At 68.5% G+C, this 20210-nt stretch carries 25 protein-coding genes; 15 read left to right on the forward strand and 10 right to left on the reverse strand.

Annotated elements, in window-relative coordinates:
* Window positions 1-110: 110 nt before the first annotated feature.
* From G6N10_RS14605 to G6N10_RS14625, 5 genes are all read left to right on the forward strand, one after another.
* A complete protein-coding gene (locus G6N10_RS14605) occupies window positions 111-398 on the forward strand; it encodes a hypothetical protein (protein ID WP_085093266.1) in 288 nt (95 codons plus the stop codon).
* 334 nt (window positions 399-732) lie between these two features.
* Entirely contained in the window at window positions 733-1581 is an 849-nt protein-coding gene (locus G6N10_RS14610) for a hypothetical protein (protein WP_133055089.1), read from the forward strand.
* A complete protein-coding gene (locus tag G6N10_RS14615; protein ID WP_133055090.1) occupies window positions 1578-2015 on the forward strand; it encodes a hypothetical protein in 438 nt (145 codons plus the stop codon). The genes G6N10_RS14610 and G6N10_RS14615 overlap by 4 nt, the downstream gene beginning before the upstream one ends.
* Window positions 2015-4321, forward strand: coding sequence for an FtsK/SpoIIIE domain-containing protein (locus G6N10_RS14620; protein ID WP_085093274.1), 2307 nt, complete (start codon window positions 2015-2017; stop codon window positions 4319-4321). The genes G6N10_RS14615 and G6N10_RS14620 overlap by 1 nt, the downstream gene beginning before the upstream one ends.
* A 14-nt stretch (window positions 4322-4335) precedes the next feature.
* Entirely contained in the window at window positions 4336-5178 is an 843-nt protein-coding gene (locus G6N10_RS14625) for a hypothetical protein (RefSeq protein WP_085093276.1), read from the forward strand.
* Between the two features lie 7 nt (window positions 5179-5185).
* Here G6N10_RS14625 and G6N10_RS14630 read toward each other — a convergent pair whose 3' ends face one another.
* Window positions 5186-5776 (reverse strand): hypothetical protein, encoded by a 591-nt coding sequence (locus tag G6N10_RS14630; protein ID WP_133055091.1) that lies wholly within the window; start codon window positions 5774-5776, stop codon window positions 5186-5188.
* Window positions 5777-5922: 146 nt separating this feature from the next.
* On the opposite strand from G6N10_RS14630, the gene G6N10_RS14635 reads away from it, so the two are divergent.
* Window positions 5923-6531 (forward strand): hypothetical protein, encoded by a 609-nt coding sequence (locus tag G6N10_RS14635; protein WP_085093280.1) that lies wholly within the window; start codon window positions 5923-5925, stop codon window positions 6529-6531.
* Window positions 6532-6697: 166 nt separating this feature from the next.
* Here G6N10_RS14635 and G6N10_RS14640 read toward each other — a convergent pair whose 3' ends face one another.
* The 7 genes from G6N10_RS14640 to G6N10_RS14670 all read right to left on the reverse strand — a co-directional run bounded on the left by G6N10_RS14640 (window position 6698) and on the right by G6N10_RS14670 (window position 9520).
* Window positions 6698-7174 (reverse strand): hypothetical protein, encoded by a 477-nt coding sequence (locus G6N10_RS14640; protein WP_133055092.1) that lies wholly within the window; start codon window positions 7172-7174, stop codon window positions 6698-6700.
* Complete coding sequence (locus tag G6N10_RS14645; RefSeq protein WP_133055093.1) at window positions 7174-7485, reverse strand: hypothetical protein; 312 nt, start codon at window positions 7483-7485, stop codon at window positions 7174-7176. Before G6N10_RS14645 ends, G6N10_RS14640 begins: the two co-directional genes overlap by 1 nt.
* A gap of 132 nt (window positions 7486-7617) precedes the next feature.
* Entirely contained in the window at window positions 7618-7866 is a 249-nt protein-coding gene (locus G6N10_RS14650; RefSeq protein ID WP_085093286.1) for a hypothetical protein, read from the reverse strand.
* A gap of 61 nt (window positions 7867-7927) precedes the next feature.
* On the reverse strand, window positions 7928-8644 hold the full coding sequence (locus G6N10_RS14655) for a hypothetical protein (RefSeq protein WP_085093288.1): 717 nt from the start codon (window positions 8642-8644) through the stop codon (window positions 7928-7930).
* Between the two features lie 149 nt (window positions 8645-8793).
* Window positions 8794-9051 carry a hypothetical protein gene (locus tag G6N10_RS14660; protein ID WP_133055094.1) on the reverse strand — a complete coding sequence of 86 codons (258 nt, stop codon included), beginning with the start codon at window positions 9049-9051 and terminating at the stop codon, window positions 8794-8796.
* The gene (locus tag G6N10_RS14665; RefSeq protein WP_133055095.1) at window positions 9048-9233 is read right to left on the reverse strand and encodes a hypothetical protein; all 186 of its coding nucleotides are present in this window, start codon (window positions 9231-9233) and stop codon (window positions 9048-9050) included. Before G6N10_RS14665 ends, G6N10_RS14660 begins: the two co-directional genes overlap by 4 nt.
* A gap of 35 nt (window positions 9234-9268) precedes the next feature.
* The gene (locus G6N10_RS14670; protein WP_085093294.1) at window positions 9269-9520 is read right to left on the reverse strand and encodes a helix-turn-helix domain-containing protein; all 252 of its coding nucleotides are present in this window, start codon (window positions 9518-9520) and stop codon (window positions 9269-9271) included.
* A 187-nt stretch (window positions 9521-9707) separates the two neighbouring features.
* Here G6N10_RS14670 and G6N10_RS20745 point away from each other — a divergent pair, with 187 nt between their 5' ends.
* The 8 genes from G6N10_RS20745 (at window position 9708) to G6N10_RS14710 (ending at window position 17631) form a co-directional block, all read left to right on the forward strand.
* Window positions 9708-10136 (forward strand): helix-turn-helix domain-containing protein, encoded by a 429-nt coding sequence (locus G6N10_RS20745; protein WP_407664030.1) that lies wholly within the window; start codon window positions 9708-9710, stop codon window positions 10134-10136.
* Window positions 10129-11337 (forward strand): tyrosine-type recombinase/integrase, encoded by a 1209-nt coding sequence (locus G6N10_RS14680; protein ID WP_085093298.1) that lies wholly within the window; start codon window positions 10129-10131, stop codon window positions 11335-11337. Before G6N10_RS20745 ends, G6N10_RS14680 begins: the two co-directional genes overlap by 8 nt.
* Window positions 11338-11779: 442 nt before the next feature.
* Window positions 11780-12262 carry a lipoprotein LpqH gene (locus tag G6N10_RS14685; protein WP_085093300.1) on the forward strand — a complete coding sequence of 161 codons (483 nt, stop codon included), beginning with the start codon at window positions 11780-11782 and terminating at the stop codon, window positions 12260-12262.
* A 90-nt stretch (window positions 12263-12352) separates the two neighbouring features.
* Entirely contained in the window at window positions 12353-13438 is a 1086-nt protein-coding gene (locus G6N10_RS14690) for a DUF1214 domain-containing protein (RefSeq protein ID WP_085093302.1), read from the forward strand.
* Window positions 13438-14694, forward strand: coding sequence for a sulfotransferase family protein (locus G6N10_RS14695; protein ID WP_085093323.1), 1257 nt, complete (start codon window positions 13438-13440; stop codon window positions 14692-14694). Before G6N10_RS14690 ends, G6N10_RS14695 begins: the two co-directional genes overlap by 1 nt.
* A complete protein-coding gene (locus G6N10_RS14700) occupies window positions 14691-15788 on the forward strand; it encodes an NADPH:quinone oxidoreductase family protein (protein WP_085093304.1) in 1098 nt (365 codons plus the stop codon). The genes G6N10_RS14695 and G6N10_RS14700 overlap by 4 nt, the downstream gene beginning before the upstream one ends.
* Window positions 15789-15827: 39 nt before the next feature.
* Window positions 15828-17186 carry a WS/DGAT/MGAT family O-acyltransferase gene (locus G6N10_RS14705; protein ID WP_085093306.1) on the forward strand — a complete coding sequence of 453 codons (1359 nt, stop codon included), beginning with the start codon at window positions 15828-15830 and terminating at the stop codon, window positions 17184-17186.
* A 1-nt stretch (window position 17187) separates the two neighbouring features.
* Window positions 17188-17631 (forward strand): NUDIX hydrolase, encoded by a 444-nt coding sequence (locus G6N10_RS14710; protein WP_085093308.1) that lies wholly within the window; start codon window positions 17188-17190, stop codon window positions 17629-17631.
* A 62-nt stretch (window positions 17632-17693) separates the two neighbouring features.
* On the opposite strand, the gene G6N10_RS14715 is transcribed toward G6N10_RS14710, so the two are convergent.
* Both G6N10_RS14715 and G6N10_RS14720 read right to left on the reverse strand, forming a co-directional pair.
* The gene (locus tag G6N10_RS14715) at window positions 17694-18191 is read right to left on the reverse strand and encodes a lipoprotein LpqH (RefSeq protein WP_085093325.1); all 498 of its coding nucleotides are present in this window, start codon (window positions 18189-18191) and stop codon (window positions 17694-17696) included.
* A gap of 102 nt (window positions 18192-18293) precedes the next feature.
* Entirely contained in the window at window positions 18294-18731 is a 438-nt protein-coding gene (locus tag G6N10_RS14720; protein ID WP_133055096.1) for a lipoprotein LpqH, read from the reverse strand.
* A gap of 49 nt (window positions 18732-18780) precedes the next feature.
* Between G6N10_RS14720 and tgt the strand changes: the two genes are divergently transcribed.
* A complete protein-coding gene (gene tgt / locus G6N10_RS14725; RefSeq protein WP_085093312.1) occupies window positions 18781-20025 on the forward strand; it encodes a tRNA guanosine(34) transglycosylase Tgt in 1245 nt (414 codons plus the stop codon).
* The last annotated feature ends 185 nt before the right edge of the window (window positions 20026-20210 follow it).

A 20210-nucleotide genomic window follows, 5' to 3' on the forward strand; every position in this document is an offset into this window, starting at 1 on the left:
ACCGGGGGGCGCACGGATTTCGAGGTTAGCTGAGCGATCCATCCTAACCTCACAGGTTAAGGGCGGTATTGGGACCGCCTTCACCTAATCCGAAAACGGAGGTTTTCGAAATGACCACCTTCCTTCCCGTCCCGTTGAGCCCCAGCGAGGACTTGGACCCGATCACCCCCACGCTCCAGCAGGTCGTCGGGGTCGGAGACCCCAGCGCCGCTGGTGCCGGTGCCCTGGATCGGGTCGCCGCGCACCTCGCCCAGCTCGGCGGTCACGTCCCCGCTGGCCCCTGGTATGCCGACGTGAGCCCTGGCGCCGTCACGGCGCTTGTCGCGATCACCGTGCTCCTGCTGCTCATCGCAGCGTTGGTCGGCTACGGAGTGCACCAGAGCTGGAGCGCCCGATGAGCGCGCGCGTCGCGGCGCTCGGCGCCGCACTGGCCGTCACCGCCGGACTGGTCGTCTCTGTGCCGACCGCGCCCCCGGCGAGCGCCGACGCCGAGTGCCCGCCTGGGTACGTCGTCGGCACGAACCGCCAGACTGGTTTCCAACTCTGCATTCAAATGGCACCCAGCGCGGGAGCGCCCAGCAGCAGCCCGTCGGCGCCGTCCACTAAGTCGCCGGACACTGGTGGGAGCACCACGACATGACGCACCCAAATCACGCTGCGCGCCCCGCACCACGGCGCCCGCGACTCTGGCACGCGCTCGCCGTCGCGGCTCTCGGCGCCTGGATTCTGGCCATGCTGATCCGCCCGAGCTCCTGCGACGCGATCGCCGCGAACTCACCGAGCATCACGCCGCCGTCTCCGCCGACCACCACGGCACCCGCCTGGGCGCGGTCGCCGGTGCCGATCAACGCGCGACCCGGGCTCACCGCCTCCGATTTCGTGCAGTGTGAGATCGGTTCCGCAAGCGGGGGCGACGCCGACGCGCGCCTGGAGCGCCTGGAGTGCATGACGGATCGAGGGCTCATCGCGCCAGTGCCGCAGTACGAATCATGGAAGAGCAGCGTGGCGAGCGCCGAGAGTTCGTACGCCAGCGCCACCTCCTCGGCGGCGTCGGCGCAGTCCGCGGCGGACACCAAGCACCGCGCGGAACTGGACCGCTGCACAGGGTCGCGGGGTGGTCTCAGCAGCACCCTGCAGGTGGTCGCGTTCATCCTCTCAATCGCCGCCGCGTTCGCTGGATGGCGCCGCGTCAAGGAAGTCGGAGAGCAGCGAGCAAACATGCAGACCGCGTTCGGCTGGGATCGGACGTACCCGCCAGGCTCCGAGATCCACTCTGGTGACCGTGAGCTGGCAGCCGCTATCAACGGCGCCGAACGCGCCGCCGCTGAGCTGGAAAAGGGCTCCGTTGTGTGGTTCGGCGGGGACGGTTCGGGTGCCGAGGAGTTGCGCGGGATCGCCCTGCGCGCGTCCCGCGAGCAAGGGAACCGGGAGCGCGGACACTTCGCCGCAGCGCCTGTGTACGCGCCCACCGAAGACCCCGAGATCGACCTGCCCGATGGCGACGAGGACGCCGAGGTTCCCGTCGCGCAGGACGCGAGTGACTGGGTGAGCAAGCTGCAATCGAAGGGAGACGAGTGGTGAAAATCGAGATCAACGTGCCCGACATCGGCACGGGTGGGCTCGACCGTTTTGTCACCCGGCGCACGGTGGGGATTGCCGCAGCGGTCACCGCCGCGTGTGGGCTCTGGACGGCGTGGACAGCGGCGACGAGCGTCGGAGACGCTCTCGCATACGTCGACGCGCTGATCCTGCTGACAGCGGCGTTGTTGCTTTGGGTTCTCCGGCCCGACGACGAGCCCGTCGTTGACTACGAGGACGGCCTCCGCACCATGTCCTCGTACCACGGCGCACGGTACGACGACGGCCACGACGATCAGTACCAACCGCCACGGTACGAGGTCGAACAACCGACCTACGACTACCCCGAACCGACCGTGCCCGAGCCGACGCCACCGACCCCAGCGCCGATCCTGCGTCGCGGGCGGTACGACGACCTCCTGGGGGGTGACGACTGATGGGCATGTTCCGTCGGCTCGACCCCGTGCAGCATCGGGATCGCTTCAGGCACGAGCTGAAGATGGATCGCGACGAGTTCGCCTGGCGGCAGCGCCGGGAGATGAACGAGGACAAGCGCGAGGATCGCGCTCGTGAGCTTCGCCTGAAGGCACAGCAGCAGCAAGCGACCGCCGCGCAGCGCGCCGCCGACCAGCGGGAGAAGGAAGCCGCGCGCGCCGAGGCCGCGGCATGGAGCCGCCCCGTCACGCGGTACACCGGCGGCACCAGCCGCGGTGACCGCCACCTCGGCGAACCGCTGATCGTGGAGCACTTCGCGCTGCCCGTCTCGGTCGCGGTGCTTCCCCCTGTCGGATCGGGAGCCCCGCCGCTCGTCAGCGCCGCCGAGGTCTTCCTCGACGCCGACCCCGCGCTGCGCGACGACGCCGAGTGGATCTCCACGGTGGGCAAGCCGGTTCACGCCGCGTTCAAGACGGTCGACCAGCGGTACGGCGGTCTGTTGAGCCGCTTGCGCGATCACAACTGGTGGCGCGACGTCTGCAAGGCGGCGGGCGTCGTCCTCACAAGCGCTGTGGACGAGCCGCGCAAGACGCCGCGCGGGCTGCCCGTCACCCGGAAGGTGACAACTCACGATCTGCCGACGATCACCGACCTCCGCATCGCCGAGGACGGCCTCCGCATCCGCATCGGCGCTCGCGTCGGCGACACCGCCGCACGGTGGGCGAAGGGCTTGGACACCCTCCGCGCCGCGTTCAAGAGCGCGGGCGCGAACGCGAGCAAGATGCGCGTGATCGAAGACCGCGCGGGAAATGTGGTGCTGGTGCTCGACGACGCCCCGAGCACCTTCCCGAAGGCCGTGGCGCCGCCCGCCGTGGAGCCGGTGACGAGCACCGCGCAGGCCGCGAAGCTCTACCCCTCACTGGTCTGGCCACTCGGAGTGGACAGCAAGGGCAAGCCGATCACCGCGACCCTGGACAAGTTCCCGCACGTCCTCGTCGCGGGTTCGACTGGTGGCGGCAAGAGCGTGTGGCTGCGAACGGTCATCGAAGCTCTGCGCCTGCAGGGAGCATCTGTGTACGTCGCGGACGGCAAACGGTCGGACTACGTCGCTCTGGCCGGGCTGCCGGGTATCCGCATGGTGAGCACCGAACCGGCCGCACACACGGTGGCCGTCGCCGAGGTCTACGAGACGATGGAAAGCCGCCGTGAGGAGGCGTCGCGGGCGAAGGCTGCGGGCGAGGCGAACCCCTACGCGAAGTACCCGCCGATCCTCCTGGTGCTCGACGAATTTGCCACCATGCGAAGCGACTGGGTCGGCCTCGGCGGGCGGGACAAGGACGCGTCAGTCGCCGACATGATCGCGGCTCTGCTCCGCGTCGGTCGTGAACCCAGGTGCCACGTCATCCTGAGCAGCCAGGACATCTACGTGGAAAACGTCCCCCAGGGCTGGCAGGACAACATGCCAATGTTCGCGTCGTTCGGCGCACCGTCACCCCGCACTCTGTCCAGCGGCGCGATCCCCGAGCGGCTGCGGCCCGATGCGCAGCGCATCGGCGACCGCATCACGCGGGAGACCCCCGGCAGGGCGCTGTACGTGGATCGGGAGAACTTCCTGATCCGCGAGGTGCAGACGTACTACGGGTACAGCCCTGGTACCACGAGCCTCGCGCCCAAGGCCGATCCGAAGGTGGCGCCACCGACCCCCGAGGTGCGCGCGGCGTGGGAACTCGCTTCCGAGACCGCCGAGCAGGTGCCCTGGCTGTACCCCCGCGTAGGCATCAAGGCGCTCGACGGGGCGTGGCGCAAGGGCGCGTTGCGCGACATCGCGGCGACCCCGACGGTGGCGCTCACCGACCGCGACGGGAACGTGAAGCCGGGTCTGGAGAAGTTCGACCCGACGAACCCCGATTGGCTGGGCGCCGAACGCCTGGGCGGTCGGAAGCGACGTGCTGACGGGTTCGACGACGAGCCCGCACCGCTTGCCACCGTGACGCCGATCAAAGCTCCGCGCGCCACGGCGCCCGCCGACTCTGGCGCGGCAACCGCCACGGCGAGTGACCCGCTCGCTGGACTCGTCCCGAGCGCCGCCGAGCTGGCCGCGATGAGCGTCAGCGAGCGGATCGAAGTGCTCCGTCTGGTGGCGCAGATCAGGGGCGGCGAGGCAGCACCCGCGCCCGAGCCTGTGGTCGAGACGACCCCCGCGCCCGATCCGACGCCTGAGCCCGTGGAACCTGTGGCTGAGACGGCACCCGAACCAGTCAAACCCTGCCCCGCGGCGTTCGACCCCGCCGCGGCCAGCGACTTCTGAGGAGACCCCGACCGATGACCCGCACCGTGTTCGCCGTGGATGTGACCGCGACGATGCTGAGCCTGAGCCTGCTCACCGAGACCTCCGACGGCAGCCCCGCCGTGCCGATCAAGAAGTTGTTGCCAGTACCGCCCGCCGGGGATCTCGCACACACGCCGCGCAAGACGTGGGACAGGGCGCTCCGCGCGGTCGACGCGGCAGCCGAGACGATCCTCCCTGGCGGCATCCCGACCCTGGTGATGATGGCGCGTCAGCAGTGGGCCGACCTCGGGCGCGACCAGAGCGCCGGACGACGCTTGGAGATCCACGCGCTGCTGGCCGACCGCCTGCACGCGGCGGCCGTCCCAGTGGCCGAGTTCCCGTACCCGACGGTGCTCCAGTGGCTGCACGACGGCCAGACCTCGCGACGGGTGGGCACAACGCGGGCCAGGCCGTCAGTGATGGACGACATTGCGCGCGAGGTGGAGCGGGTGTGGGGCGTGAAGCAGCCGACGTACGTGTCGAAAGACACGGAGAGGGAGATCTCCTACCCGTTCCGACGGCAGGTGATCGCGCTCGCCGCAGTCGGCGGCATGGCCGTCGGTATCCCGACCGCGATCGACGTCACGGCGAAGCGGCTGGAGCTGCTGAGCGGGATCACCGTGAAGCCCAGCGGCAAGGAAGAGCCGAACGCCTCGATCCAGTGGCCCACAGAGCGCACGCCGCCGCCGGATGTCACGAAGTGGGCGATGCTCCACGAGCACCCCGAGAATCTGGAGCCGTTGGACTTGGAAGGCGAGGCCGAGCGGGCGGCGCGCAGGGAGAAACGGCGCGCGGTGCGCGAGTACAAGGCGTCGTTGGTGGGTGCGTCCGCCTGAACCTCACCTACCCCTCGCGAGGTTCCTCGTCCAGGAACACGAAACTCGTTCCGTCCCAATCCTTTGGGTCTCTCGGCGGTTCGCAAACTGCTATGGGGCGCTCACCGAGGTAAATGGCAGTCGTAAGCCCGCCACCGCCGCGCAGCACATAACGGATGTGCTGGTCAAGCCAACGAGCATCGGCTATCCGAACCCGCAGTTCGGCTCTCGTGACGGTGACGGGGGCTCTCTCGATGTCATTGGCCTGTACCCAGATGGTCTGCGTCAGGCTGAGTGTGTCGGTGTCGATCGACGACAATTGCGCAGCGTGGGAGATTGCGTCGCGGGTCTTCTTCACTCGGTAGAAGACGTCGGTGAACATCGACAGGTCGCTTGGGCACTCCAAATCCGCCGCTATATCGAGGACGAGCCGGGGGCGCTGATTATCGCGCATACGGCTGATCGCGTTCTGGTCGGCGAGGAAACGCTCCAGCCCCTTCGCCCGCCGGGACACGTACATCTGGGCGAGGTTGTCGACCCCCTCTTGGACGATGCTGAATGCGCCAACGAGAGTCAGAGCGAGGGCTGCGATATCCGCGGTTTCGTGGTTGTGAGGCACGGCTGCAACGCTAGCTTTCACGGTCTCCGCCTGACCCGGCGCGGCCCGGCCGCGCATCGCCGTGGACTAGCTCGGCACCGCCGGACAGGCAGCTCCACTGCCCAAACCCGCTCGCATGTTGTCGGCCCCGGTGGTTTCATCGAGCGATGAGTTACCAGGACGACCCCGAGGGGTACCGGCTGCGGATCGAAGCCAAGCTCCAGCCGGAAAACATCCGGGCCACACTCGGGTTCGCGGCGCTCTATCAGATGACGCACGAGATGATCCAGGATGCGGTGCTCGACAAGGTTCGGGACTTCTACCGCATCGGGATCGGCCCCGACGGCGAGATGACCGCCGAGGAGCAGCAGCGGTACCGGACCGAAGTGTTGTCGCTTGTGCCGAAGAACGGGTTCAAGTCGTCACTGGTGTGGTTGGTGCGTTGCGACGCGATCACGCAAGCGCAGGCAGACCGGCTTGATGACATCTACGCGCATCGGCACGCCGTCACGCACGAGCTGATCAAGTTCGTCATCGATCCCGACTCGGACCTCGACCCGGCATTGTTCGTGGACGCGCTCGAAACCCTCAAGGCGTTGCACCGGTTCTGGATCGAGGTGGCACTGAGCACCGGAGGGTTCCTCCTCCCCGACGGCACCCTGACTGAGGACGCGGACGCCGAGGAGGTCACGCCGCTGTCGCTGATGATCCTTCAGCAGTGCATCGACGCTTACCTTGACGGACTGCCGAAGCCAGAGGAGCAGCCGTCGGCATGACCGTAGCGCGCAAGAGGCCCCCGGACCAACCAACTCGGTCCGGGGGCCTCTTGCGTGATCTACTCGTCGCGGATCTCGGCCAGGATGGCCTGGGCTTCGTCCTCGGTCAAGACCGTGGCTTCAACGCCGTGCTCGGCCAGGGCGGCGAGCACTTGCTGAACGGCGGTCATGCCACCGCCGCCTGGCCCGACGCCGCAGCCTTCACGGCCTCGACGAACTCGGTCATCTCGCGTGCGGAGCCGACCCGCGCAATCCGCATCCCGGACACGAAGGGCGGCACCCGCTTCATCCGCAGAGCGGTAGTCAGAAACCACGCCGGGTGCGCATCCGCAATGGTCTCCTCGATCACCATGGCGTCGCGATCCGCGCAGAGCAGAGGATCGGCCCTGGCGACGTTGGCCGTGAACACCGGCAGCCGGTCCGCGATCCACAAGTGCGGTGTGCACCTGTAGCGCCCAAATGTCGGGTCGAACCGGTGAAGCACCGCGACGCGGGGCGCAACGCCGGTTGCCAGGTCCGCGATCGCCGACGCGAACCTGTAGGACAATCCCTTCCCTCCGGCTCCCGATTCGGCGAGGTGCGACACCGTTGCGGTGAACGCCGCCAACGCATCTTCGGTCTTGGTCATGGTCATGGTCTTCATCACGCCGCTCCCTCCGCGCTCAGGTACTCCTCCGCCGCGCGCAGCAACTGGCCCTTGATCGTGATCCAGGCCCAGATTTCCAGCTCGTCCCGCAGCATCTCAGTTTTCGGATGCGCGGACGGGGTGCCGAGCCAGCCTTGCGACTGGACCCAAGCGGTCCGCAGGGCGTCATACTCCGACGTCAAGGCGGCGAAGGCTTCGGGCCAGATCGACGATCCCGGAACCCGGCCGGGGTCGAGCGGGATTCCTTCGTCCAGCCAATCGGCGAGAACGTCGGCAAACCCGGTAGAGTCTCCAGTGACAGCGGACATGTGTGCCTCCATATGCACATCGTTGTTTCAGCGATTCCCCTTCTAGCCAAGGGGTTTCGCGCTGCCCGCCGTCGGCGGGCATGGTGGGCGCCGGGGACTCGAACCCCGGTGTCGGCCAGTCGCCCTCCCGATCTAGACCAGCTCGAACCGCTGCCAGGACCGCTCGGCCTGGCCAGGGACGGCCTCCTCCACGGTCTGGAACGTCACGGGATCACCGGGGTTCTTCACCACCCCCCACGTGAGCGCGGTGAAGGCGTCGATGGCGTGTTTGTTGTCCGACATCCGGGCGACCGGAATCCCGTCTTCGTTGAGCACATAACTCAAGTCGTCGTCTTCGGGATCGGCGACGATGGTGTACGTGTGGTCGGGGTTGATAGGCATGCTGTTTCCTTTTCTCGCCCGCCGCGAGTAGGCGGGAAGTTCTGGTGTGTTGCGGTGTCTGTTAGACGCCGGACGTTTCGCTGACGATGAAGTCCTCGACGGGAACCCCGTCCCGATGCGCGGCCAGGGCGCGCTCGGCCAGTTCGGTGGTCTCCCGTCCGTCCAGCTCACCGGGCAGCCGAGACCGTCGCGCCAGCGCATCGACGACGTAGCGGGTGTCCTCGCGGGTCAGCTCCATCAGCGAGGTCGAGCGACCCCAGCGCGCCGCCAGATCGCGCGCTGGCTTGCGCTTGAGCGCGGCGATGACATCATGGGGAGTGATGTCGGCAACCAGGTCTGTATGCGGATTCGTATGCGGAGCAAAGACTTTCAGAAAATAGTCATGCCCGTGGTCGCTGAGACCACGACAGGTTTCGTGGACCTCTGCCGCACGGCGGGCGGATTCATCCAGCTCCGTCAGCCCGTCCAGGGTGTCCGGCGCGGAGCCCCGCCACACCACACCCTCGTAGAGCTTCCCCGACTCGGTCCGCACATTATCCAGCGCGGCCTCGTCGTCGGGGGTGAAGACCTTGAACCTGCGCGCGCCCGGCGAGTAGCCGCTGCGGGCGCGGCGGTCCTTCACCCACAGGCGGTAGTGGACGACGGTGTACTCCACCATCTCCACCGTCGCTGGGACGAACTGCTGCACCAGGGCGTCGATCTCGGACGCCAGGTGTTCGCGGTCGGGGTCGGCGAGTTCGGGACGAAGCTCGCCGACGAGTTCCAGGGTCGTGCTCATGGTGTTACTCTTTCTCTAGTTGTTCGTTGAGCCGCCGTCGTCGCATCCCCATGCGCGGCGGCTCTTCTTTTGTCCCGCAACAGAATCGGTGCGGATCGTGGGTGCCGGGGGCTCGGACCCCAGTGCCTGCCAGTCACCCCTCTCGACTCCTATGCGGCGGTTGGGATGTAGGTGTCGAAGGCGAAGTTGCCGATGGTGACGGGAGCGACGAATCCGTCGGCCACCAGGGAGTCGATCGAGTCCTGGGCCTGTTTCAAACCGAATCCGGTGTACGCGGCGGCGAGCAGCGTGCTCAGCCCGCCGGGTTCGCATAGAGATATGGCCGCGTAGACGATGAGCCGGTCCAGTGCCTCCGCGCTCTCGCACACGGCTGCAAGTTCTTGGAAAACCCTGCGGTTCACGGTCATAGTGGGACCCGCTCACGGATCATGCACGCCGGGCAGTCGCGGACGTTGAGCGGCGCGATCCAGGCGCACACTGGGCACTGCGGCACGTCACGACGCAGGTAGGCGGCGACTTCCTCCACGGTGGGGAGGGGGATCGGGGACGGGATTGCCGACAGGACGTTCACGACCATCTCGGCGGTCATGGCGGACACCTCATGGCGTGTCGGCCCGGCGGTTGTCATGCCGACACCCGATCTCCGCGCGCGGGGGCGAGCAGTCGCTCGACCTCACTGCCAGGGATCAGCACGCGGCGACTCACCCGCGTTGGCGTCAGCTCGCCGTCGCCGATCATCTTGTAGACGGTGCTGCGGGAAACTCGGAGCACCGCCGCGGCTTCATCGACGGTGTAGACGGTTGGCGCGGCGGGCTGGGCGCGCTCGGCCAACCGCCGCTGCACCTCATCCTCGATCGCCTTCTCCAGCTCGGTCATGCTCAGGTCCTGTCATGCGTCTGAAAAATCCTTCCGTTTCGGAAGGAATATCCATACACTACACGACGTGGACGAGAATGCAAGGAAAAACCAGACACGGCGTCCAGAATTTCCATACATGTGCCATACTTGCGGCGTGATCGGAGGTCTTGGTCGGACGTCGTGGACCGTTGCCCATGTGATGAAAATGGAGCGGCGAAGACGCAAAATCTCGCTACGGGAGCTTTCGTCACGCATGCCAGAGGGTCTGAGGTTGTCGCACGCAACGCTCTCGGAGATCGAGCGAGGGGACCGGCGTGTAACGGTCGATGACCTCACTGTGATCGCGTGTGCGTTGGGCATTTCGCCAGTGACCCTCTTGATGCCTGTCCACAGTCCAGATATCGGAGATAACAGGCCCGTGGCAGAGCTGACCGGGACGCCTGAACTGCCTGTGCGGCGGCTATGTGACTGGGTGAGGGGAGATGCGCCGCCCACGGAGACAGAGGATGCGCACGAGATTGAGGCGTATAGGCGGCAGAACCTCCCCCGTTGGCTGTGGGACGCCGATGCGTCGGCGTCAGATGGAGCCATAGGAGAAGGCCACGGGCGCAGAGGGGAGGGGAACGATGGCTAGACAGCAATTGCCCCCGCAGATCAAACGACTGGTCATCGGAACTGACGCCAAGGGCCGCGAGGCCGTGCGATACCAGGTCACCGTCGACGTCGGGAGGCGCGGCGGCAAACGCAAGCAGAGCCGCCGCAGGTTCAAGACAGAGGCCGAGGCGCGCGGGTTCCTCGGGCCGATTCTGGGGGACAAAGCTCGCGGCTTGCACGTGGCGCCGAACGCGCTCACGGTGCGGGAGGCAGTTCGCCGGTGGCTGGCCGCGCAGCGCATCGAGCAGAAGACGTTGGACGCCTACACGAATAACTTGCGCCCGTTGGTGGAAGTCCACGGCGGCGATCCGATCCAGGGTATCGACAAGGCCGACATCGAAGCGCTGGTGCAGGCGCTCATCGCTGGCACCACGCCGCGTGGGGTCTGGGCCGCGACGAGCATCAACCCGTTCCTGTCGCGGCTCCGGGCATTGATGGACGATCTCGTCGGGCAGGGCGTCCTGGCCCGCAACCCCGCGCGGCTGGTGAAGAACGTCCGCCGCGAGGACACCAAGAAGCCAGAGGCACCAGAGCGGGTGACGCTGACCGCCGAGCAGGTGCGCCGGTTCCTCGATCACGTCGAAGGTAAAGAGGACGAGGCGCTGGTGTTGCTGTCCCTCCTGGGGATGCGCCGCTCGGAGATCGTCGGCCTGCGGTGGTCTGCGGTCGACCTTGACGCGAAGACGTTGACGGTCGAACGGGCTGTCGTGCCGACGAGCGTCGGGACGCAGGACAAGAAGCGAACCAAGACCGAGAGCAGCAAGCGCGAACTTCCGCTGCACGACGACGCGGTGGAGGCGCTGAGCCGTGTCCGGCGGCGCTACCTCAAGGAGCGAATGGCTTCGGGTTCGGCCTGGCGCGGCGAGAAGGACGGCCACGTCTACTTCAAGCCAGACGGCACACGGTATGCCCCGGAGACCGCGAACCAGCGGTGGAACCGCGCGGTGAAGGCCGCAGGTCTTCCGCACCTGAAGCTGCACGAGGGACGGCACACCGCCGCGACGCTCCTGCTGCTTCAGGGTGCGCCGCTCGCGGTGGTGGCCGCGTGGTTGGGCCATGCGAACGCCGATGTCACGCTGAGGGTCTACGCCCACGCGCAGAAGCAGGCCATCGAAGCGGCGGCGGCGACGTTCCAGGGGCTCTACGGCAAGAAGCCCGCGGGGGAGTCCAAGGCCGAGTGACGCACACCCGTTCGATCCCGCCCGCCGCGTTGTCACGGAATCCCATTCCCTCTGTGACACCGCGCCGTTTCCGTCCTCTACCTGCGCGTACGACGGCCCTCGTTGTCACACGGGTGTCACAACTCCTGCACTCAGCCGTGGAAACCGCCGACGCCGACCTGCGGTTTCTGGGAAATCCATACACTCACGACCTGGGAAAACGCCCGTGAGCACGCCTCGAAAGCGTGTGTGGAGTAACCCTCCACCGTGGGTTCAAATCCCACCGCCACCGCCAATTAGCAGGCAAGACGCCCAGGGTTTCGGTTCACACCGATTCGCTGGGCGTTTGTCATTGTGGCAGCTCCGAGGAACTCCGGGTCGGGCGGGACACCCCTCGGTTGGTGGCCCGTCGGCGCAGTCTCGCGCGGCCGATACGGTGTCGGCAACCGGAGAGAGGTCCTTCATGCGAACAGTGCGCGCCAACCTGGCTGGGCTGGCGGCCGTCGCGGTGGCGGCGGCCGCGTTGTCCGGGTGCGCGAGCGACCGACCGGCCGAGGTCGACGCACCGACCGACCCGGCCGGTGCCCCGGTTGCCCCGGAGGCACCCCCGCAGCCGCATCCGGACGCGTCGGGTTCGGTCTTCGTCGACGGGGCCGACCAGCACATCTCCGGCCCGGTCGGCTGCGAGACGCTCGACGGCGTCGCCACCATCAGGGTGTCCACCCGGGTTCCGCTGGCCTGGGTGAAGCTGAGCAGTTTGGCGGCCCCGGCGGTGCTGGAGGTGATGGTCCACGCCGAGGACTATCTGCTGGGGCCGACGGTGACGGGCGCGGCGGTGACCAAGGACGGCAACACCTACCGCGTCACCGCCACCGCGCAGCGGTTGGTGACCAGCACGGTGCAAATGGATCAGGTCCCCGTCGAGATCACCGCCACCTGCCCGTAAAGCGGTTGCCGAATGGGTGTCCGGCACCCCCGGCCCGGACAATTGCCGAATCAACCACGCAATTACGCTACGGCAGGTATCAATATTGGCATGACGCAGCAGAACGCCGATTCGGCAGACCTGTCCGCCGCCTACGCCGGGCTCCTCGACGAGGTCCGCGCCGCCGAGAAACGGTTCACCGAGGCCGACCCGCCGCTGGACGAGAAGGACATCCTGGATGGCTACCGGCTGGCGTTCAGCCTGCTGCGGGTGGCGGTGGACACCTACGTCTGGGGCGACAAGGACAACCCGATCTTTGTCGACGTCATCAGCCCCTACCAGAAGTGGGGCGGGGACAACTCCGACGCGTTCTACCAGATCGCGCCGATCGACCCGACGCGGCGCTACCGGGTCACCGGTAACCGCGGCGACGCGGTGTACCTGTCCATCACCGTCTACGGCGGCCCCGGCGACGGCGGCTACAGCACCCGCATCGTCGGCACCCTGAACGACCGGAGCCTGGAGTTCGACGCCGACGGCAACTTCGAGTTCACCATCGGCCCCGACCCGGTGCCCGGCCCCTGGCTCAAGACCGAGCCCGACGCCGAGGTGGCGCTGACCCGCGACTACCTGGTTGACCGGGTCAACGGGGTCCGCCCGTCCTGGCGGATCGAGGCACTGGACCCGCCGGCCCGCCGCCGTGACGACGCGGCCGATCTGGCCCGCCGGATGCGCGCCGCCCGCAAGTGGCTGCATGAGCAGCTGGCGATGCTGCCGGTCCGGGTGGAACCCCCCAACGAGCTCAAGGACCCCTACCCGGTGCCGTCGGTCACCTACGGCTGGGCGGCCGGCGACGCCGCCTACGCGATGGGCGGCTACCAGCTCGAACCCGGGCAGGCGCTGGTCATCGAGGGCACCTCGCCGCCGTGCGTGTTCTGGAACCTGTGCCTGTGGAATCCGTTCCTGCACAGCTACGACTACACCTACGAGCGGGTGACCATCAACAACGACCAGGTGCACTACGAGCCGGACGGCTCCTGGCGGATCGTGGTCAGCGAAACCGACCCGGGCCACCCGAACTGGGTGTCCACCGCGGGCCGCCGGCGCGGCCTGCTGTGGTTCCGCTGGTTCCTGCCCGAGTACACCCCGGACCGGCCGTCCTGCCGGGTCGTCGACGTCGCGGAGCTGGGCCGGTGATCACCCGTCCCGCACCGATCCGCTTCACCGACCTGGCGACCCCGGTCTATCCCGAAGCGGCACAACCGATTCGCGACGGACTGGCCGGCTACGGCGCCACCGTGTCGCTCACCCCGGAGGCGATGCTGGCCGCCGCCACCGCGCGCACCGGGCTCGACGACTACGGCGACCCGGCCTTCATGGAACGGCTGGAGGTGCTGTCCACCGGGCTGCGCGAGGACGCCGGGCTGTCCGCCACCGGCGTCGGCATCGTCTTCGAGCAGGTGGTGGGCAACCTGGTCAACCGGCTGCGCCTGCAGGCGTTGTTAACCGAGCACCCCGAGATCGCCGACGAGCAGATCACCGCCCCGATCATCATCTGCGGCCTGCCGCGCACCGGAACCACCCACCTGCACAACCTGCTGGCCGCCGACCCGAACCTGCGGCCGCTGCCGTACTGGGAGAGCCTGGAACCGTTCCCCGCGCCGGAGGAGCGCGACGACGAGCAGCCGCGCCGGGACCGCTGTGCGGCCGGGCTGGCGATGATCGACGCGGTGATGCCGGAGTTCAAACGCATGCACGACATGACCGTCGACCACGCGCACGAGGAAGTCCAGCTGCTGGCCAACGACATCTCCGGGATGCTCTTCGAAACCACCTACCACCTACCGGGTTTCGCCGAGCACTACCGCAGCCACGACCAGAGGCCGTCGTACGCCTACCTGAAGCGGAACCTGCAGGCGCTGCAGTGGCTGCGTGGCCGGCGGCGCTGGGTGCTCAAATCGCCGCAGCACCTGGAGCAGTTGACCGTGCTCGCCGAGACCTTCCCGGACGCGACGTTCGTGCTCACCCACCGCGATCCGGTGGAGGTGATCCGCTCGATGGCCACCATGATCGTCTACGCATCCCGAATGGCGTGCAGCACAACGAATCCCGCCGCGCTGGCGGCCTACTGGTGCAACCGCGCCGACGACCTGCTGTCGGGCTGCCTGCGCGACCGTGACGCGCTGCCGCCGGATCGCACCGTCGACATCCGGTTCGACGACTTCATGGCCGACGAAATGGGCACGTTGGCAAGCATCTACCAGCTCGCCGGACAACCGTTCGACGACGAGGTACGGACCGCGATGGCAGACTTCCTGGCCGCCAACCCGCGCGGGCGATACGGCGGCGTCGAGTACGACCTGGCCGGCCTTGGCCTGGACGCCGAGGTGATCGCCGCCCGGCTGGCCGACTACCGCCGGCGTTTCGTCGCCAACGATGAGGAGCAGCCGTGACCGAAGCCATCGAGGCGACCGCCTGGGTCGCCACCGCCCTGGGTGAACCCGAGCAGGTGCTGCGCAGCCAGCAGGTCGAGGTCCGCGCCCCCGGTCCCGGTGAGGTCCGGGTCGCCGTCGACGCGTTCTGCCTGAACTTCAACGACATCGACATCATCCGCGGCCGCTACACCACCCTGCCGCTGCCCGCCCCGTTCGTGCCGGGGATGGAGAGCGTCGGGGTGGTGGAAAGCGCGGGCCCCGGCGCCGAGCACTGGGTCGGCCGGCGCATCGTCGGGATCCCGGTGATGGCCTTCGGCGGCTACGCCTCCTACGCCATCGTCGACGCCGCCACCGCGCTGGACCTGCCGGACTGGATCAGTGACGTCGACGGCGCGGCGCTGCACTACCCGTTCCACCTCGGCTGGTTCGCGCTGACCGAACGCGGCCGGTTGCAGCCGGGCCAGACGCTGCTGGTGCACGCCGCCGCCGGTGGCACCGGATCCGGGGCGCTGGTGCTCGGCAAGGCGCTCGGCGCCCGCGTCATCGCCACCGCGGGCAGCGACGAGAAGGTGCGGTTCTGCCGCGAGCTCGGCGCCGACCACGCCATCAACTACCGCGACGAGGACTGGGTCGAGCAGGTGATGGAGCTGACCTACGGCCGCGGTGTGGACGTCGCCTTCGATGCGGTCGGCGGCGGCGTCACGGTGCAGACCTTCAAGTGCATGGGCTACAACGGCCGGCACCTGATGGTCGGCTTCGCCGAGGACATCGCGCTGGAGGACGGCGACTACCTGTCGCCGCGCCCGCTCGCCTACGGCAACTTCGACCTGTGCGGGGTGTGCCTGGTCTACGTCAACGACCCGCTGGCCATCCGGCGCACCCTCGGGTTCAACTGGCCGGCCCGCTCGGCCGGCCTGGAGGCCCACGTGCGGATCCTGGAGTTGATCCGCACCGGCGCGATCCACACCGTGGTCGGCGAGGAGCTCGATTGGGCGGACCTGCCCGCCGCGCTGACCCGGATGGCCGACCGTCGGACCACCGGCCGGTTGGTGGTCCGCACCGGCGCGCACCACCGGACTCCGCCGAAGATCACACCCCCGCTACTCCGGTAACGGTGTTCCGGGGTGCGGCGAGCGGGTCTAATTGATGCCATGCAGCTGATGTCGCCCCCGGACGCCATGTTCCTGATCGCCGAATCGCGGGAGCATCCGATGCACGTCGGCGGCCTGCAGCTGTTCGAGCCGCCGGAGGGCGCCGGGCCGGAGTTCCTGATGGACCTGCACGCCCAGATGCTCGAGCACACCCATTTCGACCCGACCTTCCGCAAACACCCGGCGACCGTGCTGGGCGGCATCGTCGACATGGGCTGGACCGTCGACGACGAGGTCGACTTCGAGTACCACCTGCGCCGCTCGGCGCTGCCCAGCCCGGGCCGGGTCCGCGACCTGCTGGAACTCACCGGGCGGCTGCACGGCAGCCTGCTGGACCGGCACCGCCCGCTGTGGGAATCGCACCTGATCGAGGGCCTCAACGACGGCCGGTTCGCGCTGTACACCAAGGTGCACCACGCGCTGCTCGACGGTGTTTCGGCCAGCCGGATGTTGCAGCGAACGCTGTCCGACGACCCGAACGACACCAAGGTCCGAGTGCCGTGGGATCTGCCGCAGAGCCGGCGGGCGGCCCGCGACGACGACGCCGGCAGGTCGCTGCTGGGGATGGCGACCGGCGTGGTCGGCACCGCGCTGGGCTTCGCGCCGTCGACGCTGAAGGTGGCCCGCGCGGCGATGCTGGACAACCAGCTGACCCTGCCGTTCCAGGCCCCGCGCACCATGTTCAACGTCAAGATCGGCGGGGCCCGGCGGTTCGCCGCGCAGTCCTGGCCGCTGGAGCGAATCCGCCGGATCAAGTCCGCCGCCGGCGTCACCGTCAACGATGTGGTGCTGGCGATGTGCGCCGGTGCGCTGCGCGCCTACCTGGCCGAGGAGAACGCGCTGCCGGACGCCCCGCTGATCGCGATGGTCCCGATGAACCTGCGGGAGGACGCCGAGGGCGCCGGCGGCAACCAGGTCGGCGCGCTGCTGTGCAACCTGGGCACCGACCTCGCCGACCCGCAGGAGCGGCTGCGCACCGTCAGTGCCTCGATGCGCGACAACAAGTCGGTGTTCGCCGGGCTGCCGAAGCTGGAGACCCTGGCGCTGTCGGCGATCAACATCGCCGCGCTGGGCCTGGGCGCCGTGCCGGGGTTCGTCTCCACCGCGCCGCCGCCGTTCAACCTCGTCATCTCCAACGTGCCGGGACCGCGGGAGCAGCTGTACTGGAGCGGCGCCAAACTGGTCGGCAACTACCCGGTGTCGATCGTGCTGGACAACCTGGCGCTGAACATCACCCTGGCCAACAACGCCGGGAACCTGGAGTTCGGGCTGATCGGCTGCCGGCGCAGCGTGCCGCATCTGCAGCGACTGCTCACCCACCTGGAGGACGCCCTGGTCGCCCTGGAGGAGACCAGCTGAGATGTCGGCCCGCAGCGCCGGGATCCTGCTGCACCGGGTGCGCGACGGCCGGCGGCAGGTGCTGATCGTGCATCCGGGCGGACCGTGGTGGGCCGGCCGGGACGCCGGTGCCTGGTCGATTCCCAAGGGTGAGTTCCTACCGCCGGAGGATCCGTGGACCGCGGCGCGCCGGGAGTTCGCCGAGGAGATCGCCCTGCCGGTGCCCGACGGGGACGTGCTGGACCTGGGGGAGGTGCGGCTGGCCTCCGGCAAGCGGGTGCACGCCTTCGCCGTCGATGCCGAGTTGGATCTCACCGGGCATCGGGTCGCCGAGGTGAGCAACACCTTCGAACTGCACGGCCGGCGCTACCCGGAGATCGACCGGGCGGAGTGGGTCGATCTCGATGTTGCCCGGGTCCGGCTCAATGCCGCGCAGGTGCCGCTGCTGGACCGGCTGGGACCCTGACCACCGCAAACGGCAACGGCGGCCCCCGGGTTGGGAGCCGCCGTCGTCGTTTGGTGGGTTGGTCAGGGGCAGGTGATCGCGAGCTCGAACGCCTTGTTGACCGGGGCCATCGGGTTGGCCAGGTCGGCGCCGATGGCGTTGCCCTTCACCTTGTAGGTCTTGCCGTCCTTGCTGGCGGTGGCGTCGCCGCCGGCCGGACTGACCGACAGCCCGACGCCGTCGACCGTGCCGAGCCCGACCGAGGTGACCTTGGAGGCGTCCTCGGCGACGACGACGGACACCCCGCCGTCCTCACCGGCGATCGCGATGGTCATGTCCGCGCCGGTCGGCGTGCACACCGCGACGCCGCTGATGTCCTGCTCCTCGCCGTCCACGGTCATCTTGGCGTGGCCGGGTTCGGGATTGCCCTTGACCGCGTCGGTCGCCGACGTGACGGCGCTGGTCACCGACGACATCGCGTCCTTGGCCTGGTCGGAGGCCGATTTATCGCTTGAGCAGCCGGCCAGGCCGGCGGCGACGATCGCCGCGCTGCCGACGGCGAGCACCAATGTTCGTTTCACCACAGCTCTCCTTAGAGTCGAGGCCAACCCGGTGGGCGGACCTGCGCTCAGTATTGTCCGGCGGCGGCCGGGACAACAGGTTTCATGTGAAACACGATGTGGTTACGGGCAGGACACCGAGAGCTCGAAGGCGGTGCCGACCGGGTTGACGGCGTCGCCGCCGGAGGTGCCCATCCCGGTGCCGCTGATGGTGTAGGACTTGCCGTCGCGGCTGAGTTGGGCGGGCTGCCCGGACACCGCGGCGACGTAGACCAGCGCGCTGTCGGTGCTGCCGACCTCGCCGATGTGCACCGACTTCACCGTCGGATTGTCCTCGTCGGTCACCTTCACGACGGCCTTCTCGGCGCCCTCGATGGTGATGGTGGTCAGCCCGCCGTCGGTTTTGCAGGACACCGAGGTCACCGGGCCGAGGTCGTCGTCGCCCAGTCGCAGCGCGTTGGCCGCCGACGAGCCGGAGTCACCCCCCGAGCAGCCCGCCACCAGCAATGCCCCGGCCAGGGCGACCGCGCCGGCCGTACCGAACTTCCTCAGCGTCATCATGCCCACGAGTATGGCCGTGGGCGCGGCCTGGGACCAATCTGCTGATTGAATGGCCGCCGTGGGCGACTACTTCACCGTCGGGGATCGGCTCGAGGGCCGCGACGGCCGCACCGGCGTGATCCACACGCCCCGCGGCGACATCGCGACCCCGGCGTTCATTCCGGTGGGTACCAAGGCGACCGTCAAGGCGGTGCTGCCGGAGACCATGAAATCTCTTGGCGCGCAGGCGGTCCTGGCCAACGCCTACCACCTCTACCTGCAGCCCGGCCCGGATATCGTCGACGAGGCCGGCGGGCTGGGGCGGTTCATGAACTGGCCCGGCCCCACCTTCACCGACAGCGGCGGGTTCCAGGTGCTCTCGCTGGGTTCGGGGTTTCGCAAGGTGCTGGCCATGGACACCACGCGGCACCGGGCCGACGACATCGTCGCCCCCGGCAAGGACCGGTTGGCCCGCGTCGACGACGACGGGGTGACCTTCACCTCACATTTGGACGGCTCCACCCACCGGTTCACCCCCGAGGTGTCGATGGGCATCCAGCACCGCCTCGGCGCCGACATCATCTTCGCCTTCGACGAGCTGACCACGCTGGTCAATACCCGCGCCTACCAAGAGGATTCGGTCCGTCGCACCCACGACTGGGCGATCCGCTGCCTGGCCGAGCATCACCGGCTGGCCGCCGCCGCGCCGGATCGACCGGCCCAGGCGCTGTTCGCGGTGGTGCAGGGCGCCCAGTACGAGGACCTGCGCCGCGCCGCCACCCGCGGCCTGGTCGGCATGGGTGAGCAGGACGGGCCGGCGCACGGACTGAGCTTCGACGGCTATGGCATCGGCGGGGCGCTGGAGAAGCAGAACCTGGCCACCATCATCGGCTGGGTCATCGACGAACTGCCCGAGGACAAGCCGCGGCACCTGCTCGGCATCAGCGAACCCGACGACCTGTTCGCCGCGATCGAGGCCGGCGCGGACACCTTCGACTGTGTGTCCCCGTCCCGGGTCGCCCGCAACGCCGCGATCTACTCGGGAACCGGCCGCTACAACATCACCGGTGCGCGCTACCGGCGGGACTTCGGCCCGCTGGATCCGGACTGTGACTGCTACACCTGCGCGAACTACACCCGGGCCTACATTCATCACCTGTTCAAGGCCAAGGAAATTCTGTCGGCGACGCTGTGCACGATCCACAACGAGCGGTTCATCATCGCGCTGGTCGACCGGATCCGCGCCGCCATCGCCGACGGCAGCTTCGACGAGCTGCGCGCGGAGGTGCTGGGCCGGTACTACGGCACCGGCTGACCGGGTTCGGCCGGCCGGCTCAGCCGCGGCCGAACCGGAACCAGCTGCGCTTGGGCTTTTCGGCGCGCGGGTGTCCGCCGCACCACTGCCCGGCCGGAACGCTGCGCTTGACCGCATCGATGTGCATGCCGCAACCGGCCCAGGTGGTTTTTCCGCACTCGCGGCACTTCGCGGCTCGACACATG

It is taken from the genome of Mycolicibacterium fallax, assembly GCF_010726955.1.
Taxonomy (GTDB): domain Bacteria; phylum Actinomycetota; class Actinomycetes; order Mycobacteriales; family Mycobacteriaceae; genus Mycobacterium; species Mycobacterium fallax.

Bases quoted from the DNA above. Each gene is read 5' to 3' on its own strand.
- G6N10_RS20745 (WP_407664030.1), top strand. From the start codon at position 9,708: ATGGAGCGGCGAAGACGCAAAATCTCGCTACGGGAGCTTTCGTCACGC.
- G6N10_RS14645 (WP_133055093.1), bottom strand. From the start codon at position 7,485: ATGTCCGCTGTCACTGGAGACTCTACCGGGTTTGCCGACGTTCTCGCC.
- G6N10_RS14685 (WP_085093300.1), top strand. From the start codon at position 11,780: ATGCGAACAGTGCGCGCCAACCTGGCTGGGCTGGCGGCCGTCGCGGTG.
- G6N10_RS14620 (WP_085093274.1), top strand. From the start codon at position 2,015: ATGGGCATGTTCCGTCGGCTCGACCCCGTGCAGCATCGGGATCGCTTC.
- G6N10_RS14605 (WP_085093266.1), top strand. From the start codon at position 111: ATGACCACCTTCCTTCCCGTCCCGTTGAGCCCCAGCGAGGACTTGGAC.
- G6N10_RS14650 (WP_085093286.1), bottom strand. From the start codon at position 7,866: ATGCCTATCAACCCCGACCACACGTACACCATCGTCGCCGATCCCGAA.
- G6N10_RS14610 (WP_133055089.1), top strand. From the start codon at position 733: ATGCTGATCCGCCCGAGCTCCTGCGACGCGATCGCCGCGAACTCACCG.
- G6N10_RS14655 (WP_085093288.1), bottom strand. From the start codon at position 8,644: ATGAGCACGACCCTGGAACTCGTCGGCGAGCTTCGTCCCGAACTCGCC.
- G6N10_RS14690 (WP_085093302.1), top strand. From the start codon at position 12,353: ATGACGCAGCAGAACGCCGATTCGGCAGACCTGTCCGCCGCCTACGCC.
- G6N10_RS14665 (WP_133055095.1), bottom strand. From the start codon at position 9,233: ATGACCGCCGAGATGGTCGTGAACGTCCTGTCGGCAATCCCGTCCCCG.
- G6N10_RS14640 (WP_133055092.1), bottom strand. From the start codon at position 7,174: ATGAAGACCATGACCATGACCAAGACCGAAGATGCGTTGGCGGCGTTC.
- G6N10_RS14625 (WP_085093276.1), top strand. From the start codon at position 4,336: ATGACCCGCACCGTGTTCGCCGTGGATGTGACCGCGACGATGCTGAGC.
- tgt (WP_085093312.1), top strand. From the start codon at position 18,781: ATGGCCGCCGTGGGCGACTACTTCACCGTCGGGGATCGGCTCGAGGGC.
- G6N10_RS14680 (WP_085093298.1), top strand. From the start codon at position 10,129: ATGGCTAGACAGCAATTGCCCCCGCAGATCAAACGACTGGTCATCGGA.
- G6N10_RS14720 (WP_133055096.1), bottom strand. From the start codon at position 18,731: ATGATGACGCTGAGGAAGTTCGGTACGGCCGGCGCGGTCGCCCTGGCC.
- G6N10_RS14660 (WP_133055094.1), bottom strand. From the start codon at position 9,051: ATGACCGTGAACCGCAGGGTTTTCCAAGAACTTGCAGCCGTGTGCGAG.
- G6N10_RS14670 (WP_085093294.1), bottom strand. From the start codon at position 9,520: ATGACCGAGCTGGAGAAGGCGATCGAGGATGAGGTGCAGCGGCGGTTG.
- G6N10_RS14705 (WP_085093306.1), top strand. From the start codon at position 15,828: ATGCAGCTGATGTCGCCCCCGGACGCCATGTTCCTGATCGCCGAATCG.
- G6N10_RS14710 (WP_085093308.1), top strand. From the start codon at position 17,188: ATGTCGGCCCGCAGCGCCGGGATCCTGCTGCACCGGGTGCGCGACGGC.
- G6N10_RS14635 (WP_085093280.1), top strand. From the start codon at position 5,923: ATGAGTTACCAGGACGACCCCGAGGGGTACCGGCTGCGGATCGAAGCC.